Origin of the sequence: Pseudoalteromonas sp. Of11M-6 (assembly GCF_022347905.1) — a bacterium.
GTDB lineage: Bacteria > Pseudomonadota > Gammaproteobacteria > Enterobacterales > Alteromonadaceae > Pseudoalteromonas.
Genome location: NZ_JAKRFW010000070.1, coordinates 1 through 26,261 on the forward strand (window position 1 = coordinate 1; position 26,261 = coordinate 26,261).

The window sequence follows — 26,261 nt, forward strand, 5'->3', positions numbered from 1 at the left end:
GGGGTGTTTAGGTGGATCGTATTTGAAAATAACAACAAGTGACTTTATACGCCAAAAAGTAAGTAGTACTACATTAGGAAAGTTCTGATTGCATTCTGATAAACCAGGATTGGCTGGCCAGCTGATTTTTGATTGCAAAAACGTCGACCGGCACGCCATCGAGTAAATCAATTTGATTGCACTTATTAATCTTGATATTTATTTATGTAATGTGGAATACATAAGCGTATTTCACTAAGAAAGACCTGATCATCCAGCTTATTTAAAAATCTAATTGTTCTAGCCGTGTATGGTTGGATCTCTCTAATAGACTCTTTACCACTAATCATTTTTTTAAATGTTGAGTAACCTACCCCAAGAAATAAGTGAAAAAACTTATCTGGTAACGCTTCTCCGTTAGGTAACCTAATACCTGCTAGAGCTATCTGCGCTTGCCAACGTTCTATTTGCTGTTTAAATTCTTCGTTCGTTATTTTATCCATGTTATATTCCAGTTGCTTACCTTTTTTAGTCTCGTTAGGTATAGCACTGCATAACAGGGGGTCGTAGCCCTGTTATGCACCTATTTGCTAATTTGGTTTATTCAGCTCTTTATCTACAATTTTGTAGAATGTCCTACAATCCCACCAATTTGAACCTTCAGCTAAATGCTGGATTGATAAATCATCAATCTGGCCAATGGGAGTAACAGCTCTCCAGTTCGTTAGATGTTCATCATCTTTTTGATATGCAGCTTTTAAGCGCTTCAATTCCTTTCTGGCGTTTTCTTTGGCCGTCATGCCATTACCTTCAGTCCAAACACTGTGGATGAATTGAGTAAACTGCCCGTCTGATTGTTTAACGCTTTGTGTGATCACTGATACGTTTGATTTCATAGTAGCCTCGTTATTTTATTAGCTGGATGTCGTAGAGAGCTGTTGATTTAAGTTATCTAATTGAAGGGCTACATTGTAGCCTTTTAATTATTGTAGGGCTACATTGTAGCCCTTCAAGTTTTTTCTCTCTTTTGGTGGAAATTTATTTTTTGTTAAGGAAATGTTTGTTATTTGCCTTTTGTTCGATATACTGAATAAAAAGGAGGCTGTTTTATGTCTATTCCAAACGTGGATAAATTGAATTTGTACTTTTACTACTTTTGTAAAGTAGTTGAGTTTCGAAAAAAACTTTCCAAGAAAGTTAAGTGTGGCGATGTATCAAATTTTTATGATTTGATATGGAATTATTCGTTTTTAGTTGCATCTGAATTGGAAGCTGAGTGCGCTAGGAATGCTTACGTATCACGTTCTATTTCTGATATATGTCGAGATTGTGCCCATCTATATTTTGACATTGTTGAATCTAGGCAAAATGTACATGTAGATGCTCATGAGTTTAAGGCTGCGTTTGCTTGTGTTTTCGATAGATACTTATTGAGGGCCGCTCAATGACTGGGATGACTAAACATGAATTAGATTTTCATTTTACTAGGTACTACCTCGGCTCTTTGGTTTCCTGTGGAGAAGATGAATCATTAAAAATAAAGAGGTCTTTCAAAGCCGCTAATATTTTATTTAACCTTGTAAATGATTTAAATAAGAATTTGCAACTTCGATTTTGTTACTGCATAGCTCAAGAGCTGTCCAGCCAACCCCCTGAAGAACAGTATTTATGTGAATTTATAAACAAAAAATGTCAAGAGTTAAGGAGGGAATATGATATCAAGTGAATTAGCATTGGTGCTTAATGAAGAGGTGGAAGATGTAACAGCTAAGTATATATCTAAAGATCATTTAGACACTCTTCGTCATTTGGTTGATAAATGGATGCATCGGTTGGCCTCTAGTTGGACTCAGTGGGAGTTTTATAGTTTTAATGGTGGGTTTTTTATAGCACCTACAACCCAAGAGTATTTTGATATTAGCATTTCAGGTAACTTTTTTTCTCAGCGCGTTTGTAGGAAAACTACAGGGATAATAGTTTGTTTGTATGCTTTAGTTGAACTCATGTATCAAACACAATCAGAACGGCTTTTGGATTTGTATGAAAGTATTATTGAATTTTCAAAGAGAACTACTATAGCTGATACTGTTAGATATGCTATAGATTAGTAAAGCCCTAGCAAGCTAGGGCTTGAATCATCCAGCTGCAACTGAATGCTTTGTTAGCAGTAGGTGTGAAACTAACTAACTAAAGGATTATTATATGAGAATTTTATCTTTATTGGTAAAAGGTTTTTTAAGTTTTATCTGGTATTTATCAGTTTTAACATATCCTTTAGTAAAGGCAGTTCTGTCATTTCTTACTTTTTGCTTTATTGTTCATGCTTTGTTCACTGGTAGTGAATCTAGTTTTTATTACTCTATTGGTGTATTTCTACTCCTTACTATTCTTAATGTATGGGTTCGAAGTCTAAGACCTAAAAACTTTAGCCGCTAAAATTTTTACTTAATATATCTAAAATACTTGTGCTTTACCTTTTGTTTAGCTAAACTTTAGGTGTTGGTTGGGTGGCTGCAACTACCCGTGAAAGAAATTTAGGTGTGGAGGTGACGGGTGTTTATTTATGTCAAAACTAAAAATAAGTGAAGCTGATTTTTTAAACTATCGTAGTAAATCTAGCTTAAGTGAAAAAACGTTAGATATAGCGTATAGTGGTTTGGTTTTAGGCGTTGCTAATAAAGATATAGCCGAAAAATTCGAAGTAACAAAGGGTGCTGTTACACAAGCTATCGCTAGAGTTAAAAAAGACATGGGCCTGACCTTAATACCTTCGGGCTTTGAACGAGTAACCGCTATCCTACCAGAGCATCAAGCGTACCAAGTTAGGTTATGGGAGGAAAAAGCAAGCAACAAAATTAAGGAAATTCAGAGTGAAAATAATAGCAGCAGCACAACAAAAGGGCGGAGTCGGTAAAACTAATACCATTTTCCATTTAGCTTTTTCATTAAGTGAAAACGGTTATAGAGTTGGTGTTATAGATGTCGATCCGCAAGCTAATGCGTCATATTCTCTTCAAAAGTTTGCATCAGCAGTTAATGCCTCATCATTTTTCTTTGATGCTAACCTCACTGTTGATAATTTAAATGTAAAGTCTGGTGAAATAATCCTGTTTAAATCAACACCTGATCTAATTGATGTCGAGGCTGAAAAAGTAAGTGAAGTCGGGGAAACTTTCGCGAAAAATGTAAGTAAGTTAACCTCCGTGGTAGACATACTACTTATAGATACAGCCCCTTCACTAGGTGTTAAAATGACTTCTGCCTTATATGTATCGGATATTACCTACACCCCTTTAGATATGGAAGTTTTCGGTATTAATGGCTTAGATTTAATGTTGACGACAATTCGAAATGTGCAAAAAGCAAATCCAAAGCTTAACTTTTTAGGGGTGATTCCTTCAAAAATCAACTCCAGAAATCCAAGGCAAGTTGCTAATCATAATGAGCTGGCTAAGGCCTACCCTGATTTAATAGCACCTTTGGTTATTTCTGAAAGAACGTCCATTGGTGATGCTCTACATTATGGTATTCCAGTATGGAAAGTTAAAAAAACATCAGCAAGAGCTGCTGGAAAAGAAATGAAAGCTTTCGCGGCTTATGTAATTGAAAATATAGAGAGTTGATTATGTCATTGAATAAGCTAGGTTCTGTATCATCTTTGTTAAGTAATACTGATAAAAGAGAGGAAAGTGGTAAACCTTTAATTTTACAAATATCGTTAATTGATGATGATCCTAATAATAGAGAAGATATCAGTGATGAGGCTCTTGCTGAACTTGCTGAAGATATTAAAGCTCGCGGTGTTAAAACGCCTGTGGCTGTTCGTCAGCATCCTACGGAAGAAGGTCGATATATTTTGAATTATGGACACCGTAGAAAAGCGGCATCCATAATAGCTGGTAAGGAAACAATACCTGCGTGGATTGATAACGATTTTGAAGACTATGATCAATTAAAAGAAAACCTTCTTCAAGAAACTGTGTCGCCCCGCGATATAGCCAGATTTATACAACGCAAGCTAGAACAGGGTGAAAAGAAAGGTGAGATAGCTAGAAAGATAAATAAAAGCGCTGCCTTTGTGTCACAACACGCCGCGCTTTTATCATTGCCTGAGTCTATACAGTCTGCGTTTGATGATGGCCGCTGTGCTGATGTTACTGTTATTAATAATCTAGCATCAATGCACAAAAAAAATTCAGCCGCAGTAGATAGTTGGTTAGCTGACGAAGAGCAAGATATTACTCGAAATTCTGTCTCTACATTAAAATCATTCATAGATGATAAGAAAAAATCTTCTAATGGTGGTTCGTTATCAGATGACGAGCTAATTGATGACGATAGTTCTAGTTCTGAAGCAGGAGAAAGTACCACTGAGAAACCAACAGATCCAACAAAAATCAAAAAGGCTATTGTGTTGGTTGAGTATCAAGGCCGTGAAGCAAGGTTGATACTCAACAAGCGGCCAAGCCTTAAAGGAGTCGCGCACATCAAATTTGAAGATGATGGAGCTGAAATTGAGGTAGAGCTTAGCACTCTTAAGATTTTAGAGTTGATTGAAGGTTAAACTACGTTAGTGTTCCCACCCACTTCATAGGTCGCAAAAGCGGCCTTTTTTATATTTAATAGCTAAACTCGTCAAATCTCTTTATGAAATTTTTCATATATGATATTTTTCATGCCATAACGTGATTTTTATCACTTAAAGAGTAAACTTACTTTAATGGTTTGAGCGGGGTTGATATGAATAAAAAAATCCGTCTTTTAGTTATGAATGGCCAAAAGCTTTTAGAAAGCCAAAACAATGATTCTTGGCAGGTAGATGGTGTAGAACGTTCGACACCTCTAAAATGTGGTGTTTATAACCTGTTTAACTGTATTGAAGCAGAACCTACGGAAGTCTATCATGGCCGAGTCGTTCACGTAGATGAATTGTATGTTTATCAACAAATTGATAATAAGTTTGTTCGACACGATAAAGAAACTCTTGGCCAATCTGTATCTACAGGAGATACCGTGACCATTTCTCAAGGGCTTTGTAATGAAGTTGGTTATATGGAACAAATGAGAGGTTAATAGGATTTTAGCCGCTAAAATCCTATTAGTTAAAGCGCTACTGAAATAGTAAAAAAGCAAGCACTGATATAGTAAGCATTAGAGAGCTTACTATATTTGCTATAGCTACAGTATTATTTTGGTTTCTACCTTTATCTATAGTTTCGCGGTAGGTTTCTAATGTTTGTTCGATGACGTCCTTCATTGCCGCTTTATTTGCCGTTGTGCTTGACTCAATAGCATTTGTGATTGTCTTTGTACCAGCTTTGATTGATGAGTCTATTATTTGCTTGGCCTTACTGTTAGCATCAGCCTCCCATTTATTACTTAACTCAGAAAGTTCGCTATGATACTGCTGTAATAACTCAGCTTGAGCAATTTCTTGCTGCTCTTGGAATATTATCAACATCGTAACTAATGCCATAATCGGATCGTTATCATTGAGTCTGATCCCGTTTTCTTTGGCTATAGCTAATAACATTTTATCTTTTGAGAGCATAATTAAATTACCCCCGATAACTTAATATTTTCGTAGAGTTGGCTTTTAATTATTTTAAGCCTTTGCTTTGACATTATAGAAAGTCCATCAGTGTTGATCGCTTCGTCGAATGTTAATCTATCAGACAACACATCAGATAGGTCTTGTCCAAAAGTCTCTTTCTTAAATTGCGGAATATTGATGATGGCAAAAACATTATCCTTATTATTTTTATATGCTTTCAGTTCTTCAAACCCCCTACCTTCGTATTCAATTTCTCCCCAGTAGCAGTTTAGCCATACTACAACTTTTGATAATGAAAATTGCCTCGTTACATGGGCAAAACCATTAATAGTATCTACTAGGGCCTGACCGCCAGTTACAACAGTATGAATAATTAGTTCGTGTCCCATTGAGGCTAGTAACTCGGGAATTTCATTACTTAACATATAATGTGCGAGAGGGACAAATGTGCTAGCTCCATTGTCAATAACAACGTTCTCTTTGTCAGTTTGAGCTATCCACTCAATTAGTAGATCGAAATTGCGAGGGTTAATTTCGTCTCCCTCCATGATATCTAATTTTTTTACATCAAGCTTACTATACCCTGTGAATGTTGCATTGACTGGATCTGTGTCAATACATAAGGCTGGAACGTTAAGACTCTGAGTGTATTGAGCTAATAGAGAACAACATAGGGATTTGCCAACCCCACCCTTACCTTGAAGTATCATGTGTATCTTTGCCATTATAATAAATCCTCTTTTTTCGCTTCTGCACTAAATTCAAACCCTGCGGGTTTTTTAACTACGTGTTTTGTTACTTCATTAGAGGCTATTGGGCTCGTAGTCTTTGGCTTGCTTATCATCGCGTCTGGCTGCTCAATATACTTCTTTACTTGAGCGCAAAAAGATTGATATGTCACTTCAATCTTCCCCTCATCATGTAACGTTCCCCAGATCTGAGCTTTAGACCAACCATCTGCCAATGCCTCCTTAATATCTGGCTTCAAACTAAGTAGCTTCGCTTTATTAAGTGCTTTGGCACTTGGCTTTTGCTTCTTAATTCGTTCAGCAATTCGTTCTGTGAGCTTTTTCACACCTTTCCTTTAGATAACCTTTATATATAGCCTTACATAACCTTTACGTTATACCGCATTTTTTTTGATTCTAGTTAGTTTAGAGTAAATTACAAGCTTTATTCGATATATCATCTATACATAAAGCCAGCTCTAATGCTAAAGTAAACTTTATTTATGGTGTTATAAAAGTTTTTTTAAGGGCAGGACAGGTAAAGTACATGTACCGCTGCGCGGTTTGTACTTTACGAATTCTTATTCGCGCAAGCGCTCAACGAGTCCTGTTCTGCGAAGCAACGGCTACCGCCTAAGGAGGTAATGAGTGCCAAGAAGAGCAGGGGAGACCCCTATAAATGTTTATGTCAGCGCTGATGAGAAACTGGATATAACTAACAGAGCTAAAGCACATAATTTAAGTGCGTCAGCATACCTAAAGCGTATCGGTTTAGGTTATCCGATCACTACAACCCTTGATCACCAAGCGGTTGCTGATTTGGCCAAGTTAAACGCAGATCAAGGACGATTAGGGGGGTTATTAAAATTGTGGCTAACAAACGACGAAAAGCTATCTATGTATGATAAAGACAAACTTCCTAAAACAATTGAAGAACTATTACAGAAGATTTATTCAATTCAAGAAGTTCTATACGACAAAGTTTCAAAACTTTAGCCGCTAAAATTTTGAGATTAATATGATCAGCAAAAAAGTCCCAATGATGAACCCTAGGAAAAGTAGTTTTAAAAACTTAGTAGGGTATCTAACAGATTCTCAGGGAAAAGTAGAACGGTTAGGTGAGATAAGAATTACTAACTGCCATTCTGAATCTATAGAGTGGGCATCATTAGAAATTGAATCAACTCAGCATCAAAATACACGAGCTATATCAGATAAAACATACCATTTAATTATCTCATTCAGAGATGGTGAAAACCCACCATTAGATGTTTTAGAAGATGTTGAAGATGTTATGTGTAAAGCCCTTGGTTTTGAAGAGCATCAGAGGGTTAGTGTAATACATCGCGATACTGAAAATCTTCATATTCATATTGCTATTAATAAAATCCATCCTGAAAAACTAACCCTGCATGAGCCATATAGAGATCACTATATTAGAGATATTACTTGTGCCGAATTAGAAGATAAACATGGTCTGGAAAAAGACAACCATAAGCACACCAAATCACTAGGAGCAAGTAAAGCTTCCGATATGGAACGTATGTCTGGCATGGAAAGCATGTTGTCTTACATTAAATCATTATCATCCGAAATTGAATCTGTACATTCATGGGGAGAGCTACATAAGTATCTAGCTTCACACGGTTTAAAAATAAAACCTAAAGCTAATGGATTAGTCTTTTCTAATTCGGATGATTCTATAACTGTTAAAGCAAGTAACGTATCTAGAGAGTTTTCCAAATCTAAACTGGAGGAGCGATTTGGTCAGTTCGAGAATAGTAAAATAAAACAAGGCGAATTATCTGAATATGTTCCTCGAACAGTGTCGAAGCGAAAGCGTGAGCAGCTACTTTATGAAGAATATCAACGTGAAAGAGAGCAAGAAGGTAAATTAAAACTAAGCGAAATTGATTATCTCAATACGTTAAAGGTTAAGAGAATCGCGGAGTTAAAAAACTCAGCAAAACTTAAACGGCAATTATTGAAACTGGCTGATAGGGGAGTTTTACGGAGCTTTGCTGTTAAGCAGATCAATAAAAAATTACGGGATGATATTGAGCAATTAAATAAGGAACATAATAGAAAACTTCGTAATGTGTACACCAAAAGGAAAACTATTACTTGGAAAGATTGGTTGGTGAAAAAATCAAAGGAAGGAGATTTAAGAGCATTGGAAGCGTTGCAGTATGTAAGAAAGAGCAAGCGTAATTATTCTAAGTCAGTGCCTTGTTTTTCATCGGGAAAAAAAGAATCACAAACTATAGTTCCTAAATTTATTAATGCCGTAACCAAAGGAGGCACGCTGGTTTATAGTGTTGCCAAAGCTATCATTCGGGAAAATGAAAGCGGTGTGTATGTACAAGCACATAAAGACTTGAATGGAGTCGAAGCAGCATTGCGTATTGCCATTAAGAAATATGGTAACAACTTAGATATAAACGGTGGTGATGGTTTTAAAAGGCAGGTAGCAAAAGTTGTTGCTTTAAAAAGTATTACCGTCAATTTTAACGATGAAATAATGAATAATTTAATCGAGGAAATACGAGGTCAATCAAATGAGAGAGCAGGAAATAGAGCTAGAGCAAATATTGGAAGAACTAGACAATCAACAGGAACAAGAGACGGCAGAAATAAAAAGCACCTCAACGGAAATGCCGCTAGACACTCCGTTAGAGATCCAAGAGTTAACAACTTCAGACACTCTAAATTACATCGACAAATCACGGCGGCCCCAACATTACACGGTCTGCCAACAGTGTCCAAACTCAATGTGGTTAGCATCGGAAGACGACCTGAAATGCTTTTGTCTGGTAATGAAAGCGTTCATTTGGAAGAACGAAGAACCAACACAGCTCACGATGTGCGACGGGTTGTTTCTAGGGCAAGACGAAGACTAGATCCTGCTGATATCTATATCAGTGAAAGAAACGAAAAAAGAAAAAAATTATTCGATATACCGTTACATCAACGATATACTGAAGATGTAAAAGGGACATTGATTTTTTCAGGCATCAGAAATGTTGACTCAGAAAGTTTGCTGTTAATTAAGCAAAAAGGAGAGGACTACATTTATGTTAAACCTGTTAGTAAAAAGGAAGTTGGTCGTTTGAGGAGGCTGAAATTAGGAAGTGAAATTTCCATCTCTAATAACGTTATTTATACATCTAAAGGTATTAAGCGATGAACAAAAAACGAAATAACGCTGTAGGCCCTCAAGTAAGAGAGCTTAACGGCAATAAACCAAAACGCCATCGGCGTTACTCTATAATGGCATTTATAGCACTAATTTTAGGGTATGTCGTAACAACCCAACACTTTGCCCATTCATTCAATTATAACTCACTGCTTGGTGTTAACTATGGTGGCGTATACCCACCTTGGGCATTCCCTTTTTGGTTAAACCAATTTTACCACGACCATACAGATGCTTTTTTATTGTCAGGAAGTATTGGCGCAATAGTATCAGGTTTATTTCTTGTTGCTGTAGCTATGCTAAAACTTATATCTAGTAATGACATACGCCCATCAGAGTATTTGCATGGTAGTGCTAGATGGGCTGATAAGTCTGATATAAAAGAGGCTGGATTGCTTGAGTCTGAGGGTGGGGTTTTTGTTGGTGGGTGGTTAGATAAAAAAGGGGTCGTTCAATATTTAAGGCACTCTGGCCCTGAACACGTATTGACGTATGCCCCAACTCGCTCTGGTAAGGGGATCGGACTTGTTTTACCTACTCTACTTAGTTGGTTAAAGAGCGCATTAATAACTGATTTAAAGGGAGAGTTGTGGGAGTTAACAGCGGGTTGGCGTCAGCAGTATGCCAAAAATAAAGTATTAAAGTTTGAACCAGCCTCAATGACCGCATCTGTTGCGTGGAATCCATTAGAGGAAATTCGTATCGGCACAGAATATGAGGTTGGTGATGTACAAAATCTAGCCACTCTTATAGTTGATCCTGACGGCAAAGGTTTAAATGACCATTGGCAAAAAACATCACAAGCCTTATTAGTTGGTCTTATTTTACACGTTATTTATAAAGCAAAGAACGAGGGGGGAGAAGCCACTTTAAACATGGTTGATAAGACGTTATCAGATCCTAATAGGGGGGTTGATGACCTTTGGGTTGAAATGACAACTTACGAACATGTAAACGAAGAAAACCATCCGTTAGTAGGTCAATCAGGACGAGATATGATTGATAGGCCTGAAGAAGAAGCAGGATCTGTACTATCAACAGCTAAGTCTTACTTATCTCTTTATCGTGATCCCATCGTTGCTAAAAATACGTCTCGATGTGATTTTAAAATTCATGATCTAATGAATCACGATAATCCCGTTAGCTTATATGTTGTAACCCAACCATCAGATAAAGCACGGTTGCGGCCTTTAGTTAGGGTATTTATAAACATGACAATACGCTTGTTGGCAGGAAAAATGACTTTTGAGAACGGTCAACCAAAAGCGAATTATAAACACAAGTTGTTGGCTATGTTTGATGAATTTCCTAGTTTAGGCAAGCTAGAGATTCTACAAGAAAGCTTAGCTTTCCTAGCTGGTTACGGTATTAAATGCTATTTGATTTGCCAAGATATAAACCAACTTAAGTCACGAGAGATGGGGTATGGTAGAGACGAAACAATAACATCGAATTGTCACGTCCAAAATGCCTACCCACCGAACCGTCCAGAAACCGCCGCACATTTATCAAAGTTAACAGGGCAAACAACTGTTTTAAAAGATGCCTTTACAATAAGTGGCAAACGACTAAGTGGTTTTCAAAACAACATTACTAAATCTATTAATGAAACTTCGAGGCCATTACTAACGGACGATGAATGTCTTCGTATGCCTGGGCCAAAGAAAGACAATAAAGGTTTAATTGTTGAAGCTGGCGATATGGTTATTTATGTAGCTGGTTATCCTGCTATATACGGAAAACAAGTATTGTACTTTAAAGATAAAGCTTTTTTAGCTAGATCAAAAGTTCCAGCTCCTAAGCTACCAGATGTATTGAGAGGTACTGTACACCAAGAGGCTGTGGAGATTGAACTATGACTAAACTAACTAAAGTTGCGAGTGTAGTTCTAATAACAGTCTTTACCTTACTGCTACTTTCTTTTTCCGCAGGGATTAGAGTGAATTACACAGAGAGTTATCCTACAGGTTTATACATTGTCTCTTCTAGCACACCAAAAAAGGGAGATTTAGTTAATTTCTGCCCACCTGATTCAGCCGTTATTCGATTTGCATACACCCATAGATTAGTTGCCACAGGGTTCTGTGAGCATGGTTATGGTCAGTTAATGAAAGCAATTGTAGCTACAACCGGTGACACAATTGAAACAACTCCATACGGCCTTAGAGTAAATGGACACTTATTAAAAAATTCAAAGCCACTAAATGTTGATGGCCTATCTATTTATACAGCACACAAATACACCTTACTAAAAGATGAAGTCCTATTAATGTCCACATTTAATCCTACCTCATTTGATGGTCGTTATTTTGGCGTTATTAGCACAAAACATATCACGTCAGTTGTTGAGCCATTGTTCACATTTATTGCTTCTCCAAACATTCAGTTCATGGGTAGAAATGGAGGCCCATCTTTACCACCAGAAAAACCAAGGGGCTTATTATGAGATTATTTATAGCTGAAAAACCTGAATTAGCTAGAGCTATTGTTGACGGGTTAGGTGGAGGACAAAATAAAGCTGGTTATATAGTTTGTGGTGATGATGTCGTGACATGGTGTTTTGGTCACATGCTTTCACTAAAAGACCCTGAAGAATATGATGAACGGTTTAGTAAATGGTCAATGGAAGACTTGCCTTTTTCATTTATTCCGTGGGAGTTAAAAGTTACACCAGATAAAAAAGAGCAGTTCGACGTTATTAAATCTTTACTAGACAAGTCAACATCCTGTGTCAATGCAGGCGATACGGATTCTGAGGGCCAGCTATTAGTTGATGAAATTCTCAAGTTCGTAAGCTATAACAAGCCTGTTGCAAGAGTTCTGATTAACGACAATAATTTAGGCCCAGTAAAAAAGGCGCTTGCAAATTTACGTGACAATACTGAATTTAAAGGGTTGTCTGAAGCTGCTGAAGCAAGAAGTGTTGGTGATCAGCTTTATGGCTATAATCTCACGCGAGCCTATACCATCACTGCAAATAAAGCTGGTTATCAAGGAGTCCTTTCTGTTGGCCGTGTGCAAACGCCAGTTCTTGGGTTAATTGTAAGAAGAGATTTAGAGCATGAATCACACTCTAAAAGCTTTTACTACAATGTAACAGCACAATTTAAATTTGGTGACATTGAATTTTCATCTAAATTAGCGGTAATTGAAAGTGACCCAACTGATGATAAAAACAGAATCACCGATTCAAAATTTGCTGAAACTTTAACTAGTAATTTGAAACAACAAGAAGCTAAAGTCACTTCAGTAAAGACTGTAAACAAAACAGAATCTCCGCCTCTACCTTATAACTTATTAAAGCTTCAATCAGATGCTTCTAGAAAGTTTGGACTAAAGCCTGATCAAGTAAAAGACATAACTCAAACATTGCGTGAAAAGCATAAGTTGATTACTTACAACAGATCAGATTGCCAATACTTAAGTGAAGAGCACCATGCAGAAGCTAATGAAGTTTTACATGCTGTATCGCAAACCATTCCCGCATTATCAAGAGCTGTTGGCGCTGCTAACTTGCAGTTAAAAAGCAAAGCATTTAATACAAGTAAAGTGACAGCCCATCATGCAATTATACCTACAATGACCGTCGCTGATCTTAACGCTCTAACGCAAAATGAGCAGAAAATATACATGCTATTAGCTAGAGCTTATATAGCCCAATTTTACCCACCGTATGAATTTGAGCAGACTGACGTAGTAATTGAGTGTTTACAAAGGTCGTTCGTAGCAACTTCTAAAGTAGGAAAATCGCTAGGCTGGAAAGTTTTATATAAAAACGATCAAGGTAATGAAGAAGTTGAAACTACGGGAGATGCCATTGCAATAGCTCTTTCTTCATTATCTCAAGACTCTATGGGGGTCTGTACTAATGCAGTCACTGAAAATAAAGAAACAAAGCCTCCTGCTCGATATACGATTGCCACCTTATTAAACGATTTAACTAGAGTTGCAAAGTACATTAGAGATCCAGATTTAAAAGCATCTTTAATAGAGCGTGATAAAGGCAATAACGGCGAACATGGTGGAATAGGAACATCTGCAACACGGGACACTATTATAACCAACCTCTTCGAGCGAGGTTTTATTATTGAGCAAGGGAAAAGCATCGTTAGCACACCAACAGCCAGAGAGTTCTATTCATTACTACCAGATATTGCAAAATATCCAGATATGACCGCTATCTGGCACGAACAACAAAAGGAAATAGAAGCGGGTAATATGACTTGTATGGAGTTCATACACTCGTTAAATGACTTTATCAGTGGCCAAATTGCCGATGTAATAAAAAATGGCATATCAGGGCTAAATATCAAAATATATCCCTGTCCTCAATGCAAAAAACCACTTCGAAGATTAAAAGGAAAAAACGGGGCTTTTTGGGGGTGTAGTGGCTACGAAGATGGCTGTAAGACAGCATTGCCTGATGTTAATGGCCAACCACAGCAACGGAGTGTTCATACCGCAGCCTCACCATCAAAAATTCATAAATGTACAAGTTGCCAAGGTTATCTGATCCGCCGCTCATTCAAAAAGAAATTTTTTTGGGGGTGTGAAAACTATCCTGAATGTAGCCAAAGCTATCCTGATTTAAGGGGCAAACCAAATTACTCTAAACCGAAAATTACGGAGGTCAAATGAACAAATTAATTTCAGAAATTTTAGCGGCTAAATCTGATGTTACAGAACTTAATGGTGTACCCGTAGAGTTTGATCCTGATGTAGCTGAACTTATGGGGGCGTTTGAAGAAGACGCCATAAATATTGATGTTGCTAGTGAAAGCGCTATGGATAATGAGGAGTAGATTTTATGCAGAAAGGATTATCAGTACCTCAAGTTCAAAAACTGTTTGATGATTTTATTGCTGACTTTAACGGTAATTTCGATGTACTTCCATTTATTAAAGAGAAACAGGAGCAAATTTATGGCGAAGCAAACTCAAAAGAAAAATCAGGTGTCACAATCGAAGGAGCGTACCACCCCGCATCAAGATTCATCACCCTTATCACTTCCAATCTGGATAACGAAGAAGCAGCAAAAAGAACCATCAGGCACGAACTCCTCGGACATTACGGACTCAACACTTTTAAGCCAGATGAAAAAATGGATTTGCTCACTTCGGTTTTGGAGACGCAAGAAGAAAAATCTCTAAAACATATTTGGGATAACGTTAATAATTTTTACGGTAGTAAAAGCCCTCTTGAAAGAGCTGAAGAAGTTTTTGCATTTGTTGCTGAGGAAGAACGTTCATTTATCTCTTCAGCTTGGGATTCTGTACGTGCAACTTTCCAAAAAACTCTACGTAAATGTGGGTTATCAAAACGTTCATTAACTATGTCTGAGTTAAGAACGGAAGCTAAAGCCATAGCTAAAGGTATTAAGTCTGGACAAAGGGAGCTACAAACATTTCCTTCAAACGATCAAGCCCAGTTTAGAAAAGATTCGGATATGAAGCAGAGAAAGCCATTTCACGAAGTTGTAGCTGAAAACCTAATTAAGCAACTTGAACAAGGAACAGCCCCTTGGCAAAAGCCTTGGAAAGAAGGGCATGGAATGATGCCTTACAATCCGATTTCAGACAAACGTTATAAAGGTATTAATACAGTACATTTAATGGCCCAAGGTTATGAAGATCCTCGTTGGCTAACATACAAGCAAGCAAAAAGCTTAGGCGCTCAAGTACGGCAGGGTGAAAAAAGTACATCAATACAATATTGGAAGTTCACTGAGGAGCGAATTAAAAAAGACAGTAAAGGTAAAACACTTTTAGACCCTAAAACACAAGAGCCAATTAAGGAGTTTGTAAAGTTAGAACGGCCAAAAGTCTTTTATGCGAATGTGTTTAATGCTGAACAAATAGATAACATGCCAGAGAGGGCTGTAAAGCAATATACATGGGATGGGAATGAACGGGCTGAGCAAATTTTGAAGCGGAGTGGTGCTAGAATAAGGCTTGATCAAGCTGATAAAGCTTTCTATAGGCCTTCAACAGATACCATACACCTGCCGCCAAAAGAGCAATTTGAGAATGCAGGAAACTACTACGCAACAGCGTTACATGAGCTAGGCCATTGGACAGGCCACCCATCTAGACTAAATAGAGATTTGAGTAACCCTTTTGGTTCTGAAGGTTACGCCAAAGAGGAACTTGTTGCTGAAATATCATCCATGATAATGGGTGAAGAGCTAAATATAGGCCATGATACTGAGCAACATGCTGCTTATGTAGGCTCATGGATTAAAGCCCTGAAAGATGATCCATTTGAAATTTTTAGAGCTGCTGCAAATGCTGAAAAAACCGTTAGTTTTGTATTAGGTTTAGAGAATAAGCAAATACAAAAAGACGTAGAGGAACAGCTTAAAGAAAAGAGCGAACAAGCTTTTGAAACCTATGAAGCTATACAGCGAGCTGCTGATATCCTAGGTTACTCTGTTATTCTTCAACAAGACAATGAGGATTTTAAATTAAACTATCATCGAAGGAATATTGATACAAATTTCTCATCTTTGCTTCATGATGACGGTTTAATTATTACCACCCAAGATGGAGAGCCAGAAAGAAAAACGTCGGTTGAATATGTAAAAGGGCTGCTGAAAGCTGATGCCAAAAAATATTGGGATAAGCAAAACGAACTAGAGCCTAAAATTATTCCTAACTATACAACGAGTGATGTATATACACATGACGGTCAAAAACTCTGTGAAAACCTAAAAAGAGCCCAAGCCCATGAAGTAATAAATACAATCACAAAACTTTCAAACGCAATGATTGATGTTGAAAATGGCTTTTATACAAAAGAAGATTGGAATGAGGAAGCGGCTAAGTTTGGTTTACCTCCGATAGATGTTGAAAAGTGGACTGGTGAAGTTGCAGTTAAGGAAGATGATGGTTTATATAAAGTAACTGCCAAACAGCATGATGCTATAAGCACTGTATATTCAATCCACTCAATGAAGGATGAGGCCAATTATTACGCATCTATTCTGGCTGCTATAAAAAAACAGTCTGATATATATAAGGGTATACCCACGATGAAATCTGACGAACATAAACAGCAAGATTTTCAACGAGTATCTACAGAGCGACTTAGTAACGCTCCTAATAAAGTTTTCCTAAATGTGCCATTTAAAGAAAAACAAGAAGCAAAGGAACTTGGTGCTAAGTGGGATAGGGAACGGCGCTCTTGGTATATTAGGGAAACTATGGATAAAGGCCCTTTTGAAAAGTGGCTGAAGCCTGAAGGACTCGTTAGTCAGCTTGCCAACAGCCAAACTAATAAGCCTAAAGGACTCGTTAGTCAGCTTGCCAACAGCCAAACTAATAAGCCTGAAGGACTTGTTAGTCAGCTTGCCAACAGCCAAGTTAATAATGAGCGAATTTATTTAGCTGTGCCATTTAAGGAAAAAGAAATAGCTAAAAAAGCTGGTGCTAAATGGGATAGTGTGAACGCCAGTTGGTACGCTGATAATAAATCTGATATTTCTAAGTTAAAACAATACCTGCCCGAAAATGTACCTAACCAGCAGTCGCCAAGAATGACGCCAGAACAAGAGTTTGCTAAAGCATTAACAGATACAATCGGAGCTGTTATATCAGATGATCATCCAATGATGGACGGTGAAGGGCATCGAATTGAGGTTGATGGTGATAAAAAAGGTGAGAAATCAGGGTTTTATATAGGCCATTTGGACGGGCGTCCTGCTGGCTACATGATGAACAATAGGACTGGTGTTGAAGTAAAATGGAAGTCTAACGCTGAAACATTAACCGACGAAGAGAAATCAGTACTAAAAGCAGAGTCAGCGAAGAAAAAGCAAGAAAGGCTAGAAGCTAAGAATAAGTTATATGAAGCTAATTCTGATCTCCTGACTGACTTTTACGTAATGTGTCCTGTTACTAATGGTAATGAAACATATTTAAGTAAAAAAGGTGTGGATGGAGTAGGTTTAAAAGTTGTCCCCAGTGCATCCGATTTGCCTGAAGATTACCCTATAAAAGTAGCAGCCGATTATAAAGAGTTTAAACAGTTGCGAGAGGATAACCCTGATAAACATGTATTTGTTACAGGTGAATTGTTATTGCCCGCGCATGATAAAAATAACCGTTTATGGTCATTACAAGCGATACAACCGCATGGCCAAAAGCGATTTGCTACTGATGCAAAAAAGAGTGGTAACTTTTTTGTTATTGGCGGTATGGAAGAGTTAGATCGCGCTCCTGTCATCATTATTAGTGAAGGGTATGCTACGGGTAAAGATGTTTCGTCAGCTGCTAAGCTTCCTACAGTTGTAGCGTTTGACAGTGGTAACTTATTAACGGTTGCAAAAGTTATGCGTGATCGATACCCAGACAAACCTATATTAATAGGTGGTGATGATGATAGGAAAAATGAAACGGTGCATCCGTTCAAGAACGTAGGTAAAGAAAAGGCAAAAGAAGCGGCTGAAGCCGTTAACGGCAAGGCATTTTTTCCTGTTTTTGCACCTCATGAAGCTGAAAGTGGTCTAACTGACTTTAATGATTTAAAAATGAAAAGTTCGTTAGGTAAATCTGGACTAGAGCGCCAAATTCAAGGTGTTGTAGGTAGTGTTTTACAACAAGAAGCCCAGAAAAAGAAAGACAGAGAACACTCCTTAGATGCTGAAAAGGTATCAAAAGAACAGGGTTATAAACGCTCTGTAGGAAGGTAAGAGAAAAGCCCTTGTATAGGGCTTTTACTTTTAAGAGTGCAATCAAATTGATTTACTCGATGGCGTGCCGGTCGACGTTTTTGCAATCAAAAACCAGCTGGCCAGCCAATCCTGGTTTGTCAGAATGCAATCAGAACTTTCCTAATGTAGTACTACTTACTTTTTGGCGTATAAAGTCACTTGTTGTTATTTTCAAATACGATCCACCTAAACACCCCATCTTTCTCGTCTTTAATATATTTGCAGTGCGCTACATAATCATAACTAAAACAAAGCTCAAACAATCCATTGAAAGCTACTCTAGGTTCCCATAGCTCAATTTTTTCAACTCGAATCCACTTGCTACCGGCTTTAATCATGGATTTTTTAGTATCAAACCGTTGGCTATCAAAGGATTTAGCCCAATCATTTTGTACAAATCCACAATGCTTTTTAATAAACGAGGATACATGGGTGACACTTTCTTCATTTATGGCTGATAGCTCTTTTTTACACCATTCATCTCTTTCAGTGTCTATTTCAGCTCTACAAGATTTGAATGAATAACCAGTTTTTTGTTCATAGTGGAAAACCGTCTCTGTTTTTGGCCCGAATTCAAAAGCCATCGGTAAATAGTAACTAACAAAATCTGTATGTCCACTTTCTGTGGCTAGCTTTAATTCATTACAGTTCACGTATTTTCCACTTTTATCTTTACTAATTAATGGTGCCTCAATTAGTAAACTAGAAAAAACAATTAAAAATGTCGAAATAAGAATGAAAGCGCAAATTCCCCTCAAGATATAACACTCCTCTAGTTCCAATTCAGTTAAAAACCTTACATACCGAGCTCATCAGTGCCAATTCGGTGGCAAATGTAACTCATTCTTGATCCGCGAGTGATTGCCCCGTCCGTGTGTATGTTGAGCCATTCGCCAGCTTGCATGTGATAAAGCACAGCAATCTCAGCAGGATCATACTCTTCTGGCTCTAGTCGAAGTTGTTTGCTCAGTATCTTCACGTATTTCAGACTTATAGCGTCCATTTTTAAAAAGTCGTCAATCAGCATTTTTTCTTCGCGATGTTTAATAAAAAGCGCCAGTGCCAATCCAGCCGAAAAGATAGTTAAAGCTATACACACTAGTTCAATCATCGTTCCTGTTCCTGTTCCTGTTCACTGTTACGGCTCGTTCCCGCCGCTCGATACGGTCAGTAATATCACGGACACATGAAATAAGACTTTCATGCCTATATTCTGTATTCAAAGACCCGTTAATCCAATATTATATGTTCACTGTTTTTTCTAAGGCGTTTTTCAAAGCATTTAAAGTTTCAATACCGTCATCTACACACCAATCGACAAGTTTAGGAAAAGGTGTATTTTCAATAGCTCGTTCTATGTCTTGTTTATGGCGTGACCAGTAATTAATCTGAGCTTTTATTTCTGATAACGAACGATTAATATCATTCTCAGAAAGTGAATGTCCAATGCCATTTAAGTTATGAAGCATATCTGAAAGCCACATAACGTTATGCCCTGTCATTTCATTTGTTTTAGATTCTGAGCAATAACTACTGTTCATACGCAAAGTAACAGCTACTTTAGATACGAAATTAAGTAATTTTCCAAATTCAGCTAACATTCAAACTACCTTTTTTCCAATGATTCTATTTTGCTTTAAGTATCGTATCTCGCAGGTCGCGCTCAGTGCGGCAAACATCTGTTAAACACTCATAAAGAACCTTTAACTGCTCAATAGTTAAATTGCTATCCATACCTTCACAACTCCATATAAATTCATCGATGTTTTCAGTTTGGTAGAAGCGAGAAATAATACCTTGCGATTCTGGCTGCATTGCTGCCCATGTATCACTAATTACTGTTTTATTATTTAAACGACTTACTGCCTCTATCTCAGCTCCATCAAGAGCTTTTGTTTCGACTACATGTTTTATGAAATCTATTAGCCTACCGTGTTGCTTAATAATTAAATCAGCAAGAGTCGTTAGTTTGTCTTCATTTTTGAATGGTAATGGTGAACCTTTTAAATCAATGGCTACTCTATGATCAAACACTAAGTATTGGTTGTCAGGAAACCAATCACTACTTAAAGCAAACCAATTTGATAAGTACGGACGATTTTTCTCACCGTATCTATGAAGTTTCAATTTAGGTTCATCAAAGAACTCAATGTACGCATCTGAAACTCTATGAACTGACATCGTTTGTTTATTCTCAAATGGTAAGTTACTTAAATCGAGGCTCATTTTTTCTTAAATCCTTTATTCCAACTATGACTTTTTAGCTTCGTAGCGCTCTATTTGAGCGTCAATTTCGCTAATCTGACGGTCGATGCTTTCGCTGTTTACATCACCCAAAAACGAATATGCTTCAAGTAAATTCGAGCGCTTTTCAAGTGCATCTTGGTACTGTTTTTCGTTTTGAATTTCCATAAATCCCTCGCTGTTATTCCAATGGTTTGATTAACTCATTTCTGAGTGATTGATAATGTGTTTCTCAGGTAGTTCGTCATCAACTGGCGTAACGTGATTCATTAGTTCATCACGCAGTAACTCAAGTTCATTTTTAGCGCCAGAGTAAAACGAATTAATCACTAATTCTTCATCATCGTTTGAAGCGTGAACAAGCCTTACTTTTCGTTCTTGCCCTAGCTCAATTAGACGTTTTTCGATGTATGAAAAAGTATTCATGCGGCTACCCCTTGTAATTAAGCTCCGTTATTAAAATAAGATTCAAATTGATTTTTGGCCATTAGATAGTTGTGGCTTAACTCTTTTAGTTTAGCAAAGTCACTTTCAACCTTTTCTAACTTCTTTAATGTCTTTTTGTGTTCATCAATAAGATTGGCCAGCATTGTCGCACCTTTGATGATTGCTTTTGTTGTAACTTGCTCATCGGTTGCTTCTCTTAGTTTTTTTAAAATCTTTTCATCTTCTTCTGACGTTCTTAACGTATAAGCCATGCTATCACCTCTTTTTGTTTAGCTAAACTTTAGCGCTTTTTGATTTTTTTTGCAATCAATATATGTGTTTTTTTAAACTTGCTAGTGTTTTTTACAATCTAAAATTTTAGCCGCTAAAATTTATTGACATTACAACCATAACAAACTAACTTCGTTATATCGAAATTTAGAAAGGAGTTAAAAGTGAAATATTTTATTGTAGTAAGTATGTTGTTAGTTACCGCGTGCTCTTCAGAACCAACGGATGAATCTATAAAAGAGTATATTTCTCGTGTGGATTGCAGCAATTTAAAGCTTGATGGTGAACACGAAAAGTTAGTTAAGAAAGTACAGCAATATTGTGAGTCTCAAAAAATCAGAAAGTTTACAGTTAAAAAGAGTAAACCGCAGGAGTGGTAAGTTATGCTGAATTCTAAATGTGATAAGGCTCAGGTAAAAGAGTTGGATATTAATGGACATTTATATAGTAAAAGTGAAGTGGAATCTCAAATTTTAAACGTTATGAAAAGGTTTGATATCGAAGATGTTGAGATTATTAGTATAGATAAAGGTTCTGTTTCTACTGATATCACGATCAATCTGCTTCATAAAAATACTTAATTTTTTCTTGATATTTTTAGTCAAAACCAGTCTTTTTAACATAATGTAAATTATGGTGGCATCCATTTTTTGCTTCGCTCGAAAAGACTACCCAAAGGCTCAAAATCACCACTTAACTGAGCTGTTTATAGAGGATTTGGTTAACTTAAAAGTTGGTCAAATTGACTAAATTTAGGTTTTTATGGGTTTTGTATCTTTTTACGTTGAACCCCTTAATATTTATGTTTTTCATTCCATTGTTGGATTTTCAGAGAAGGAGTAGCGTGTTGTGAAATTTAAAAATATGAGTTTATTATTTGGAGTAATTTTTATATTGGCATTTGGTATCACGGCTGGAGGTCTGATAACAATGAATCAGTTAGGCTTAGCGCCAGACACACTTTTACCAAAACCTATTTTAGCTAGTTTATTGATAGTACCTTTTGCGGGAATTGTTGCTGCTATATCATTTGAACTATTTTCGATGGAAAGGAAAAAGTTGAAGAAAGAAGTTTAGTCGATGTGAAATGTAAGAGCCCCATCACTGGGGCTTTCTATTTATTCGTTTATTGGTTCAACACTGTAATAAATTGACGTTGACTCTACAGCTTCACGTCTAGGCGGGAGTTCAACCCCCCCTGTTCCACCGCCTACACCACCAAGAACTTTTTTAGCTTGTTCAGAATCAAGAGCCTTCATATAGTTCATCCTTTTCCTTCTTTGGGATTTTTGTTAAGTATGTAATGATTGCTAAGCAAACGAGTATATGCAAAAACGATTGCCCTGCGTCTAGCAGATAAAGCTTAACGTAAGGAGTATCTATAATATAGTTAACATATAACAAAATCTCGATCCATGTAACAAAGTTGATTGCCATCGAGACGATAAACAAAAAGCAGATCGCCCCTTCTTGCTGGCTGAACTTGTACTCACCACTTGCCTTTTTGAAGTAGTTAATTCCTGTCCAAGAATATAACTTAGCCGCCCAAACCTTCCTAAATAAAACTATCAATAAGAAAATGATGTTTACCATTACGGCCCATAAGTAATAGTGGGTTGTCCAAGTTTTTGCTATTGGGAGCATAAGATCATCTAATAGTTCGACAATTAACAGGGAAGAAAAAAACCACCTAGAGTTTACATTACTCCACGTTAGCAATAGGCCAATTACAAATGTTGGGAGTGTTATGTATGCAATATATTCCATTGCCCTTAATCCTCTTTCTTTTCTAAAAAGCCAACGTAGCTGCTTAATGATTGGCCACATATCAATAAAATATCATACAGCTGAGACAAAGATACCTCGCTTTTACCCTTTTCCCAGTTTGATACGGTGGATTGATCAACCGTGGGCTTCATACGTTGTCCTAACTCTTTCTGTGATAAGCCAAGGCTTAACCTCATTTCTTTAATCGAAAGCTGAACCTGATGTCTAATTGTCGACGTCTGTTCTCTCCGTTCGTTTTCGTTTTGATCTTCTGCTCGCATTACCAATTCCATTGTTGACGATATCACAAACACGTATCTAACACGTACCTAGGTTATAGACCTCTATGCTACTATTTTATTATAAATTTGTAAATTTTGTTCTTCTTTGTTACAAGGCAAGCTAATTTTCTAGTATTGGCGTGAGGGTTTTTTTAATGGTTTTGGAGCTGTAATGAAGCATTGTATTGAAATGGAATGTTGGAAAACTTTCTTTCTTGTCTTGATTAGATCTATTCAACTTTATTACTCCGATGACTTCCGTTGTGTCTCTGTCACAGATAACAAAATCAAGTATCTCTTTAGAACTTCTATCCTCCGTTAAGTCGGCCTCTCTGACTTTAGCGAAAATATGATATTCACCAATGGCCAGCTTTAATACTTTATAAAAATTGTGCTCTGTGTCAGATAAAATTTTTGTCCCTAATTCCTTATAATAAAACGGTAATGATTCGTCTATACTTTTTTGTGTTTTTTTTCTTCGATAAACTAGAAAAATTACAATAATGATAACTAAAATAAGCAGAGTAACCTTCATCATTGTTCGAACACCTTGCAATCATTTTTGGTCGTTGAGCTCGCGCCGGTTAGTCTCTTTTGCAATCAGAGTTTAACTTTCCGGCGCTCCTGGTTTTGCAATTCTGCAATCAATTAATTGTTGGCAGCATCTAGTAATGGGTTATTACTTTTACCTCCGTAGCCTGTTTTATATTTATTAATAACCAAATCGTCTTTGAACTCAAAAACGATAGTTTCAGACACATTTGCTGAAAAATGGCTGATCTTTTGGTAGTCGTAATAAAAGAAATCCGTTCCGCTGTTTGATGTTTTCCGCTGTGGTTGACCAAATCGTTTTATCACCAACTCTTTCTTTGAACCTAATTCAACTTCAGCAAGCTGCGCTTGTGTTATTTCAGTTCCGCTTTTGTAAGCTCCAACATCTGAAATTGTTGAAGAGCAGCCTGAAGCCAAAATAGTCATTGCAACTATAGTTATAAGTTTTTTCATGGTTTGTTCCTTATGTTATGTAAAAAAAAGATATCCTTGCGATTCCATTGATAACCTTATTAGGTAGATTACCAATAAATGTGCAGGGTAAAAAAAGTAAAAGAAGTACCTAACTCTTGGTAGCTTAAGTTGAAATTTTGAGGTTAAAAAAACAACAGCTATTGATGACAGGGCATAAAAATTATTGTTTATAAATACAAGGCCAGTGATGGAAGCGGCAAGTCCAAATAGTGAGAAACCTACATATCGGTATTTAAAGGCTAAGAACGTAAACAGCACTATTAACGATGGAAAAATAAAAAACTCTACAATAAGCGATGTTAGTACTAACCCTACTATGGCTATGAAGTACTTCTGAGATCTAACTAAATAAACAATTATGGCTGCTGAAAATAAACTGAGTAAAATGTTAAGTGGCCATAGTCCATATATATTCCCTAATGATGCGTGAACTGGGGTAGATATTACGCCAAAAATAAATAGCTTTTCAGCAACCTTTTTATGTTTCTCTAGTGTTACTGACTCTCTGGATAAGTTATAGCCTAGAACAATAGCGAAAATTGGCATCGCTAAGCGACCTATGTCGAAAGCTGCTGGCCAAGTACTATTTAGTAGATACTTATTTATATGGTCTAGTGTCATAAATAGAAGCGCTAACCATTTTAGCGCTTCTATTTGACCATCAGATAATTTTAAAGATTGCATACTTTAGTATTACTGTCTTTGCACTGATCTATTAAGCATTGTTCAGCAACTCGCGGATCTGGGTCGTATGGATCACATACCCTACTTTTACAATTTAGCCATTGCTGAGAACCAAAAGGATACTGTTCATCACATAACTCTAAGCGGCACTTTTTCCATTGAAAACTACCATCAAGATATTCATCACATGGCTCTGGCGGCGGAGGGGGTGGCTTTGGACAATAATAACCGTAATATCCGCTTTGGTTCTTACATTGGTATTTCTCACAGCTATGCCATGAAGGACTGCCATAACTATACTTATCACAATTTTGCTCTGGTTGATTTGACTGGTAGCAGAGGTTGCGCAATTCGCTATTGTTTATACTGCTGCATTCCATCGACTCTAAACCTGTGACAACGTCTTGCGGATCTTTCTTAGGGCATTTTGGTTTACTTCTAAAAAAACCTAACGTTGCTAAATATATACTCCACTCTGTTAGCACTTTTCTGCATTCGTTATGACTTTCAGGTATTGCTATTCCTACCGCGCAGAGTATCGCCTCACAAGCTAGGCCTTGGCCTTTACTTAGTGCCAGTGTTGGTGTTGAGTTAAAAATAAGAGACGCGCTAAAAAGCGCGATAATTTTCAGTTTCATTTTTCCTTATCCTCATTGGTAGTGTCTTGAACATCATCACTACCTTGACTCTGTGTTGCTTTCTTTATCTGTGCAGCGACTTTACCGCCAGCTGTGTTGGATATTTTTTCTTTTATGGCGTTAACCCTATTTGATGCCGATTCTGAGATTGAGCTAGCTACACCATTTGCTAAATGACTTGCAAAACTAGATGCAAATTGAGCGCCCCGTCTAACACTGGAAACAATACCGCTCTGATCATCTGCTTTAGCTTTGTTACTATCGCCAGTGTCAGTTGATGTGCCATCCATTTGTGTTGTTTGTGTAGCGTTAGAAGTTTCGCCATTATTTTCAGTAGTACCAGTATCAAGATTATCTAAGGCATCTTTACCGTCGCTACCGTCTTGGCCATTACTACCGTCTTGGCCATTACTACCTGAATCTCCTTTTTCCCCTTGGCTAGAAGCGGCGCTTTGAGCTATTGCTGAACCTGCGGCCAGAGCTGCTCCTGAAGCTAACATACCCGTGTCGCTCGATGCTGACCCTGCTGATTGGCCGTGACTAGAGTCGGTTGAAGTACCCGTGTCGCTCGATGCCGACCCTGCTGATTGGCCATGACTAGAGTCGGTTGAAGTACCCGTGTCGCTCGATGCCGATCCTGCTGATTGGCCATGACTAGAGTCGGTTGAAGTACCCGTGTCGCTCGATGCCGACCCTGCTGATTGGCCATGACTAGAGTCGGTTGAAGTACCCGTGTC

The 26,261-nt window shown here is 37.4% G+C and carries 33 protein-coding genes and 1 pseudogene; 15 read left to right on the plus strand and 19 right to left on the minus strand.

Translation table 11 applies throughout. From position 1 onward, the window contains the following. Nucleotides 1-185: 185 nt before the first annotated feature. A complete protein-coding gene (locus MHN32_RS21755; RefSeq protein ID WP_239422783.1) occupies nt 186-482 on the minus strand; it encodes a hypothetical protein in 297 nt (98 codons plus the stop codon). 87 nt (nt 483-569) lie between these two features. After that, a complete protein-coding gene (locus tag MHN32_RS21760) occupies nt 570-875 on the minus strand; it encodes a hypothetical protein (RefSeq protein ID WP_239422784.1) in 306 nt (101 codons plus the stop codon). An 816-nt stretch (nt 876-1,691) separates the two neighbouring features. Between MHN32_RS21760 and MHN32_RS21765 the strand changes: the two genes are divergently transcribed. From MHN32_RS21765 to MHN32_RS21785, 5 genes are all read left to right on the plus strand, one after another. Further along, nucleotides 1,692-2,087: an antirestriction protein gene (locus MHN32_RS21765; protein ID WP_239422785.1), complete on the plus strand. Its 396-nt coding sequence runs from the start codon at nt 1,692-1,694 to the stop codon at nt 2,085-2,087. A 455-nt stretch (nt 2,088-2,542) separates the two neighbouring features. Next, nucleotides 2,543-2,893, plus strand: coding sequence for a TrfB-related DNA-binding protein (locus tag MHN32_RS21770; protein WP_239422786.1), 351 nt, complete (start codon nt 2,543-2,545; stop codon nt 2,891-2,893). Beyond that, complete coding sequence (locus MHN32_RS21775) at nt 2,850-3,602, plus strand: ParA family protein (protein ID WP_239422787.1); 753 nt, start codon at nt 2,850-2,852, stop codon at nt 3,600-3,602. Before MHN32_RS21770 ends, MHN32_RS21775 begins: the two co-directional genes overlap by 44 nt. 2 nt (nt 3,603-3,604) lie before the next feature. Then, entirely contained in the window at nt 3,605-4,543 is a 939-nt protein-coding gene (locus MHN32_RS21780; RefSeq protein WP_239422788.1) for a ParB/RepB/Spo0J family partition protein, read from the plus strand. A gap of 176 nt (nt 4,544-4,719) precedes the next feature. Then, the gene (locus MHN32_RS21785; protein ID WP_239422789.1) at nt 4,720-5,052 is read left to right on the plus strand and encodes a KfrB domain-containing protein; all 333 of its coding nucleotides are present in this window, start codon (nt 4,720-4,722) and stop codon (nt 5,050-5,052) included. Nucleotides 5,053-5,089: 37 nt separating this feature from the next. On the opposite strand, the gene MHN32_RS21790 is transcribed toward MHN32_RS21785, so the two are convergent. From MHN32_RS21790 to MHN32_RS21800, 3 genes are read right to left on the minus strand one after another with little or no spacing between them, the layout of a single operon-like run. Continuing rightward, a complete protein-coding gene (locus MHN32_RS21790; protein ID WP_239422790.1) occupies nt 5,090-5,530 on the minus strand; it encodes a hypothetical protein in 441 nt (146 codons plus the stop codon). A gap of 2 nt (nt 5,531-5,532) precedes the next feature. Beyond that, a complete protein-coding gene (locus tag MHN32_RS21795; RefSeq protein ID WP_239422791.1) occupies nt 5,533-6,258 on the minus strand; it encodes a conjugal transfer protein TraL in 726 nt (241 codons plus the stop codon). Beyond that, nucleotides 6,258-6,608 (minus strand): TraK family protein, encoded by a 351-nt coding sequence (locus MHN32_RS21800; RefSeq protein WP_239422792.1) that lies wholly within the window; start codon nt 6,606-6,608, stop codon nt 6,258-6,260. Before MHN32_RS21800 ends, MHN32_RS21795 begins: the two co-directional genes overlap by 1 nt. Nucleotides 6,609-6,909: 301 nt before the next feature. Between MHN32_RS21800 and MHN32_RS21805 the strand changes: the two genes are divergently transcribed. The 7 genes from MHN32_RS21805 to MHN32_RS21835 are packed head-to-tail and all read left to right on the plus strand — an operon-like array spanning nt 6,910 to nt 18,146. After that, complete coding sequence (locus MHN32_RS21805) at nt 6,910-7,257, plus strand: conjugal transfer protein TraJ (protein WP_239422793.1); 348 nt, start codon at nt 6,910-6,912, stop codon at nt 7,255-7,257. A 22-nt stretch (nt 7,258-7,279) separates the two neighbouring features. Next, nucleotides 7,280-9,448: a TraI/MobA(P) family conjugative relaxase gene (gene traI, locus MHN32_RS21810; RefSeq protein WP_239422794.1), complete on the plus strand. Its 2,169-nt coding sequence runs from the start codon at nt 7,280-7,282 to the stop codon at nt 9,446-9,448. Beyond that, nucleotides 9,445-11,316 carry a type IV secretory system conjugative DNA transfer family protein gene (locus MHN32_RS21815; RefSeq protein WP_239422795.1) on the plus strand — a complete coding sequence of 624 codons (1,872 nt, stop codon included), beginning with the start codon at nt 9,445-9,447 and terminating at the stop codon, nt 11,314-11,316. The genes traI and MHN32_RS21815 overlap by 4 nt, the downstream gene beginning before the upstream one ends. After that, nucleotides 11,313-11,903 carry a conjugative transfer signal peptidase TraF gene (traF, locus tag MHN32_RS21820; protein WP_239422796.1) on the plus strand — a complete coding sequence of 197 codons (591 nt, stop codon included), beginning with the start codon at nt 11,313-11,315 and terminating at the stop codon, nt 11,901-11,903. The genes MHN32_RS21815 and traF overlap by 4 nt, the downstream gene beginning before the upstream one ends. Beyond that, nucleotides 11,900-14,095 carry a DNA topoisomerase 3 gene (locus MHN32_RS21825; protein WP_239422797.1) on the plus strand — a complete coding sequence of 732 codons (2,196 nt, stop codon included), beginning with the start codon at nt 11,900-11,902 and terminating at the stop codon, nt 14,093-14,095. Before traF ends, MHN32_RS21825 begins: the two co-directional genes overlap by 4 nt. Further along, a complete protein-coding gene (locus tag MHN32_RS21830; protein ID WP_239422798.1) occupies nt 14,092-14,259 on the plus strand; it encodes a hypothetical protein in 168 nt (55 codons plus the stop codon). The genes MHN32_RS21825 and MHN32_RS21830 overlap by 4 nt, the downstream gene beginning before the upstream one ends. Before the next feature lie 5 nt (nt 14,260-14,264). After that, a complete protein-coding gene (locus tag MHN32_RS21835; protein WP_239422799.1) occupies nt 14,265-18,146 on the plus strand; it encodes a zincin-like metallopeptidase domain-containing protein in 3,882 nt (1,293 codons plus the stop codon). Nucleotides 18,147-18,322: 176 nt separating this feature from the next. Here the strand turns inward: MHN32_RS21835 and MHN32_RS21840 are convergent, their stop codons facing one another. The 7 genes from MHN32_RS21840 to MHN32_RS21870 all read right to left on the minus strand — a co-directional run bounded on the left by MHN32_RS21840 (nt 18,323) and on the right by MHN32_RS21870 (nt 21,109). Then, nucleotides 18,323-18,949: a hypothetical protein gene (locus MHN32_RS21840; protein WP_239422800.1), complete on the minus strand. Its 627-nt coding sequence runs from the start codon at nt 18,947-18,949 to the stop codon at nt 18,323-18,325. 14 nt (nt 18,950-18,963) lie between these two features. After that, nucleotides 18,964-19,278: a hypothetical protein gene (locus MHN32_RS21845; protein WP_239422801.1), complete on the minus strand. Its 315-nt coding sequence runs from the start codon at nt 19,276-19,278 to the stop codon at nt 18,964-18,966. Between the two features lie 130 nt (nt 19,279-19,408). Beyond that, nucleotides 19,409-19,768, minus strand: coding sequence for a hypothetical protein (locus tag MHN32_RS21850; RefSeq protein ID WP_239422802.1), 360 nt, complete (start codon nt 19,766-19,768; stop codon nt 19,409-19,411). Between the two features lie 25 nt (nt 19,769-19,793). Beyond that, complete coding sequence (locus tag MHN32_RS21855; RefSeq protein ID WP_239422803.1) at nt 19,794-20,393, minus strand: hypothetical protein; 600 nt, start codon at nt 20,391-20,393, stop codon at nt 19,794-19,796. 24 nt (nt 20,394-20,417) lie between these two features. Beyond that, a complete protein-coding gene (locus MHN32_RS21860) occupies nt 20,418-20,579 on the minus strand; it encodes a hypothetical protein (protein ID WP_168756775.1) in 162 nt (53 codons plus the stop codon). Between the two features lie 30 nt (nt 20,580-20,609). Continuing rightward, nucleotides 20,610-20,837: a hypothetical protein gene (locus MHN32_RS21865; protein ID WP_239422804.1), complete on the minus strand. Its 228-nt coding sequence runs from the start codon at nt 20,835-20,837 to the stop codon at nt 20,610-20,612. Nucleotides 20,838-20,854: 17 nt separating this feature from the next. Further along, a complete protein-coding gene (locus MHN32_RS21870) occupies nt 20,855-21,109 on the minus strand; it encodes a hypothetical protein (RefSeq protein WP_239422805.1) in 255 nt (84 codons plus the stop codon). Nucleotides 21,110-21,292: 183 nt separating this feature from the next. Between MHN32_RS21870 and MHN32_RS21875 the strand changes: the two genes are divergently transcribed. From MHN32_RS21875 to MHN32_RS21885, 3 genes are all read left to right on the plus strand, one after another. Then, nucleotides 21,293-21,508 (plus strand): hypothetical protein, encoded by a 216-nt coding sequence (locus MHN32_RS21875; RefSeq protein WP_239422806.1) that lies wholly within the window; start codon nt 21,293-21,295, stop codon nt 21,506-21,508. A 3-nt stretch (nt 21,509-21,511) separates the two neighbouring features. Beyond that, the gene (locus MHN32_RS21880; protein ID WP_239422807.1) at nt 21,512-21,709 is read left to right on the plus strand and encodes a hypothetical protein; all 198 of its coding nucleotides are present in this window, start codon (nt 21,512-21,514) and stop codon (nt 21,707-21,709) included. Between the two features lie 268 nt (nt 21,710-21,977). Beyond that, nucleotides 21,978-22,205, plus strand: a complete 228-nt coding sequence (locus tag MHN32_RS21885; RefSeq protein WP_239422808.1) for a hypothetical protein — start codon at nt 21,978-21,980, stop codon at nt 22,203-22,205. 41 nt (nt 22,206-22,246) lie between these two features. Here the strand turns inward: MHN32_RS21885 and MHN32_RS21890 are convergent, their stop codons facing one another. The 7 genes and pseudogenes from MHN32_RS21890 to MHN32_RS21920 all read right to left on the minus strand — a co-directional run. Beyond that, complete coding sequence (locus MHN32_RS21890; RefSeq protein WP_239422809.1) at nt 22,247-22,396, minus strand: hypothetical protein; 150 nt, start codon at nt 22,394-22,396, stop codon at nt 22,247-22,249. Nucleotides 22,397-22,900: 504 nt separating this feature from the next. Further along, the gene (locus MHN32_RS21895; RefSeq protein WP_239422810.1) at nt 22,901-23,176 is read right to left on the minus strand and encodes a helix-turn-helix transcriptional regulator; all 276 of its coding nucleotides are present in this window, start codon (nt 23,174-23,176) and stop codon (nt 22,901-22,903) included. A gap of 121 nt (nt 23,177-23,297) precedes the next feature. Beyond that, the gene (locus MHN32_RS21900; protein WP_239422811.1) at nt 23,298-23,714 is read right to left on the minus strand and encodes a DUF2726 domain-containing protein; all 417 of its coding nucleotides are present in this window, start codon (nt 23,712-23,714) and stop codon (nt 23,298-23,300) included. A 110-nt stretch (nt 23,715-23,824) separates the two neighbouring features. Then, nucleotides 23,825-24,181, minus strand: coding sequence for a hypothetical protein (locus MHN32_RS21905; RefSeq protein ID WP_239422812.1), 357 nt, complete (start codon nt 24,179-24,181; stop codon nt 23,825-23,827). Nucleotides 24,182-24,196: 15 nt separating this feature from the next. Continuing rightward, on the minus strand, nt 24,197-24,886 hold the full coding sequence (locus tag MHN32_RS21910) for a TraX family protein (RefSeq protein WP_239422813.1): 690 nt from the start codon (nt 24,884-24,886) through the stop codon (nt 24,197-24,199). After that, complete coding sequence (locus MHN32_RS21915) at nt 24,874-25,524, minus strand: hypothetical protein (protein WP_239422814.1); 651 nt, start codon at nt 25,522-25,524, stop codon at nt 24,874-24,876. The genes MHN32_RS21910 and MHN32_RS21915 overlap by 13 nt, the downstream gene beginning before the upstream one ends. Beyond that, nucleotides 25,521-26,261: pseudogene (locus tag MHN32_RS21920) on the minus strand (hypothetical protein); the annotation flags it as partial. The gene MHN32_RS21915 and the pseudogene MHN32_RS21920, both read right to left, overlap by 4 nt.

What these genes read in the sequence shown, in the direction of transcription:
- MHN32_RS21785 (WP_239422789.1), top strand. Translation starts at nt 4,720, where the DNA reads ATGAATAAAAAAATCCGTCTTTTAGTTATGAATGGCCAAAAGCTTTTA.
- MHN32_RS21835 (WP_239422799.1), top strand. Translation starts at nt 14,265, where the DNA reads ATGCAGAAAGGATTATCAGTACCTCAAGTTCAAAAACTGTTTGATGAT.
- MHN32_RS21900 (WP_239422811.1), bottom strand. Translation starts at nt 23,714, where the DNA reads ATGATGAAGGTTACTCTGCTTATTTTAGTTATCATTATTGTAATTTTT.
- MHN32_RS21910 (WP_239422813.1), bottom strand. Translation starts at nt 24,886, where the DNA reads ATGCAATCTTTAAAATTATCTGATGGTCAAATAGAAGCGCTAAAATGG.
- MHN32_RS21815 (WP_239422795.1), top strand. Translation starts at nt 9,445, where the DNA reads ATGAACAAAAAACGAAATAACGCTGTAGGCCCTCAAGTAAGAGAGCTT.
- MHN32_RS21905 (WP_239422812.1), bottom strand. Translation starts at nt 24,181, where the DNA reads ATGAAAAAACTTATAACTATAGTTGCAATGACTATTTTGGCTTCAGGC.
- MHN32_RS21845 (WP_239422801.1), bottom strand. Translation starts at nt 19,278, where the DNA reads ATGATTGAACTAGTGTGTATAGCTTTAACTATCTTTTCGGCTGGATTG.
- MHN32_RS21765 (WP_239422785.1), top strand. Translation starts at nt 1,692, where the DNA reads ATGATATCAAGTGAATTAGCATTGGTGCTTAATGAAGAGGTGGAAGAT.
- MHN32_RS21895 (WP_239422810.1), bottom strand. Translation starts at nt 23,176, where the DNA reads ATGCGAGCAGAAGATCAAAACGAAAACGAACGGAGAGAACAGACGTCG.
- MHN32_RS21770 (WP_239422786.1), top strand. Translation starts at nt 2,543, where the DNA reads ATGTCAAAACTAAAAATAAGTGAAGCTGATTTTTTAAACTATCGTAGT.
- traF (WP_239422796.1), top strand. Translation starts at nt 11,313, where the DNA reads ATGACTAAACTAACTAAAGTTGCGAGTGTAGTTCTAATAACAGTCTTT.
- MHN32_RS21880 (WP_239422807.1), top strand. Translation starts at nt 21,512, where the DNA reads ATGCTGAATTCTAAATGTGATAAGGCTCAGGTAAAAGAGTTGGATATT.
- MHN32_RS21790 (WP_239422790.1), bottom strand. Translation starts at nt 5,530, where the DNA reads ATGCTCTCAAAAGATAAAATGTTATTAGCTATAGCCAAAGAAAACGGG.
- traI (WP_239422794.1), top strand. Translation starts at nt 7,280, where the DNA reads ATGATCAGCAAAAAAGTCCCAATGATGAACCCTAGGAAAAGTAGTTTT.
- MHN32_RS21860 (WP_168756775.1), bottom strand. Translation starts at nt 20,579, where the DNA reads ATGGAAATTCAAAACGAAAAACAGTACCAAGATGCACTTGAAAAGCGC.
- MHN32_RS21755 (WP_239422783.1), bottom strand. Translation starts at nt 482, where the DNA reads ATGGATAAAATAACGAACGAAGAATTTAAACAGCAAATAGAACGTTGG.
- MHN32_RS21850 (WP_239422802.1), bottom strand. Translation starts at nt 19,768, where the DNA reads ATGTTAGCTGAATTTGGAAAATTACTTAATTTCGTATCTAAAGTAGCT.
- MHN32_RS21830 (WP_239422798.1), top strand. Translation starts at nt 14,092, where the DNA reads ATGAACAAATTAATTTCAGAAATTTTAGCGGCTAAATCTGATGTTACA.
- MHN32_RS21780 (WP_239422788.1), top strand. Translation starts at nt 3,605, where the DNA reads ATGTCATTGAATAAGCTAGGTTCTGTATCATCTTTGTTAAGTAATACT.
- MHN32_RS21915 (WP_239422814.1), bottom strand. Translation starts at nt 25,524, where the DNA reads ATGAAACTGAAAATTATCGCGCTTTTTAGCGCGTCTCTTATTTTTAAC.
- MHN32_RS21760 (WP_239422784.1), bottom strand. Translation starts at nt 875, where the DNA reads ATGAAATCAAACGTATCAGTGATCACACAAAGCGTTAAACAATCAGAC.
- MHN32_RS21865 (WP_239422804.1), bottom strand. Translation starts at nt 20,837, where the DNA reads ATGAATACTTTTTCATACATCGAAAAACGTCTAATTGAGCTAGGGCAA.
- MHN32_RS21855 (WP_239422803.1), bottom strand. Translation starts at nt 20,393, where the DNA reads ATGAGCCTCGATTTAAGTAACTTACCATTTGAGAATAAACAAACGATG.
- MHN32_RS21870 (WP_239422805.1), bottom strand. Translation starts at nt 21,109, where the DNA reads ATGGCTTATACGTTAAGAACGTCAGAAGAAGATGAAAAGATTTTAAAA.
- MHN32_RS21890 (WP_239422809.1), bottom strand. Translation starts at nt 22,396, where the DNA reads ATGAACTATATGAAGGCTCTTGATTCTGAACAAGCTAAAAAAGTTCTT.
- MHN32_RS21825 (WP_239422797.1), top strand. Translation starts at nt 11,900, where the DNA reads ATGAGATTATTTATAGCTGAAAAACCTGAATTAGCTAGAGCTATTGTT.
- MHN32_RS21795 (WP_239422791.1), bottom strand. Translation starts at nt 6,258, where the DNA reads ATGGCAAAGATACACATGATACTTCAAGGTAAGGGTGGGGTTGGCAAA.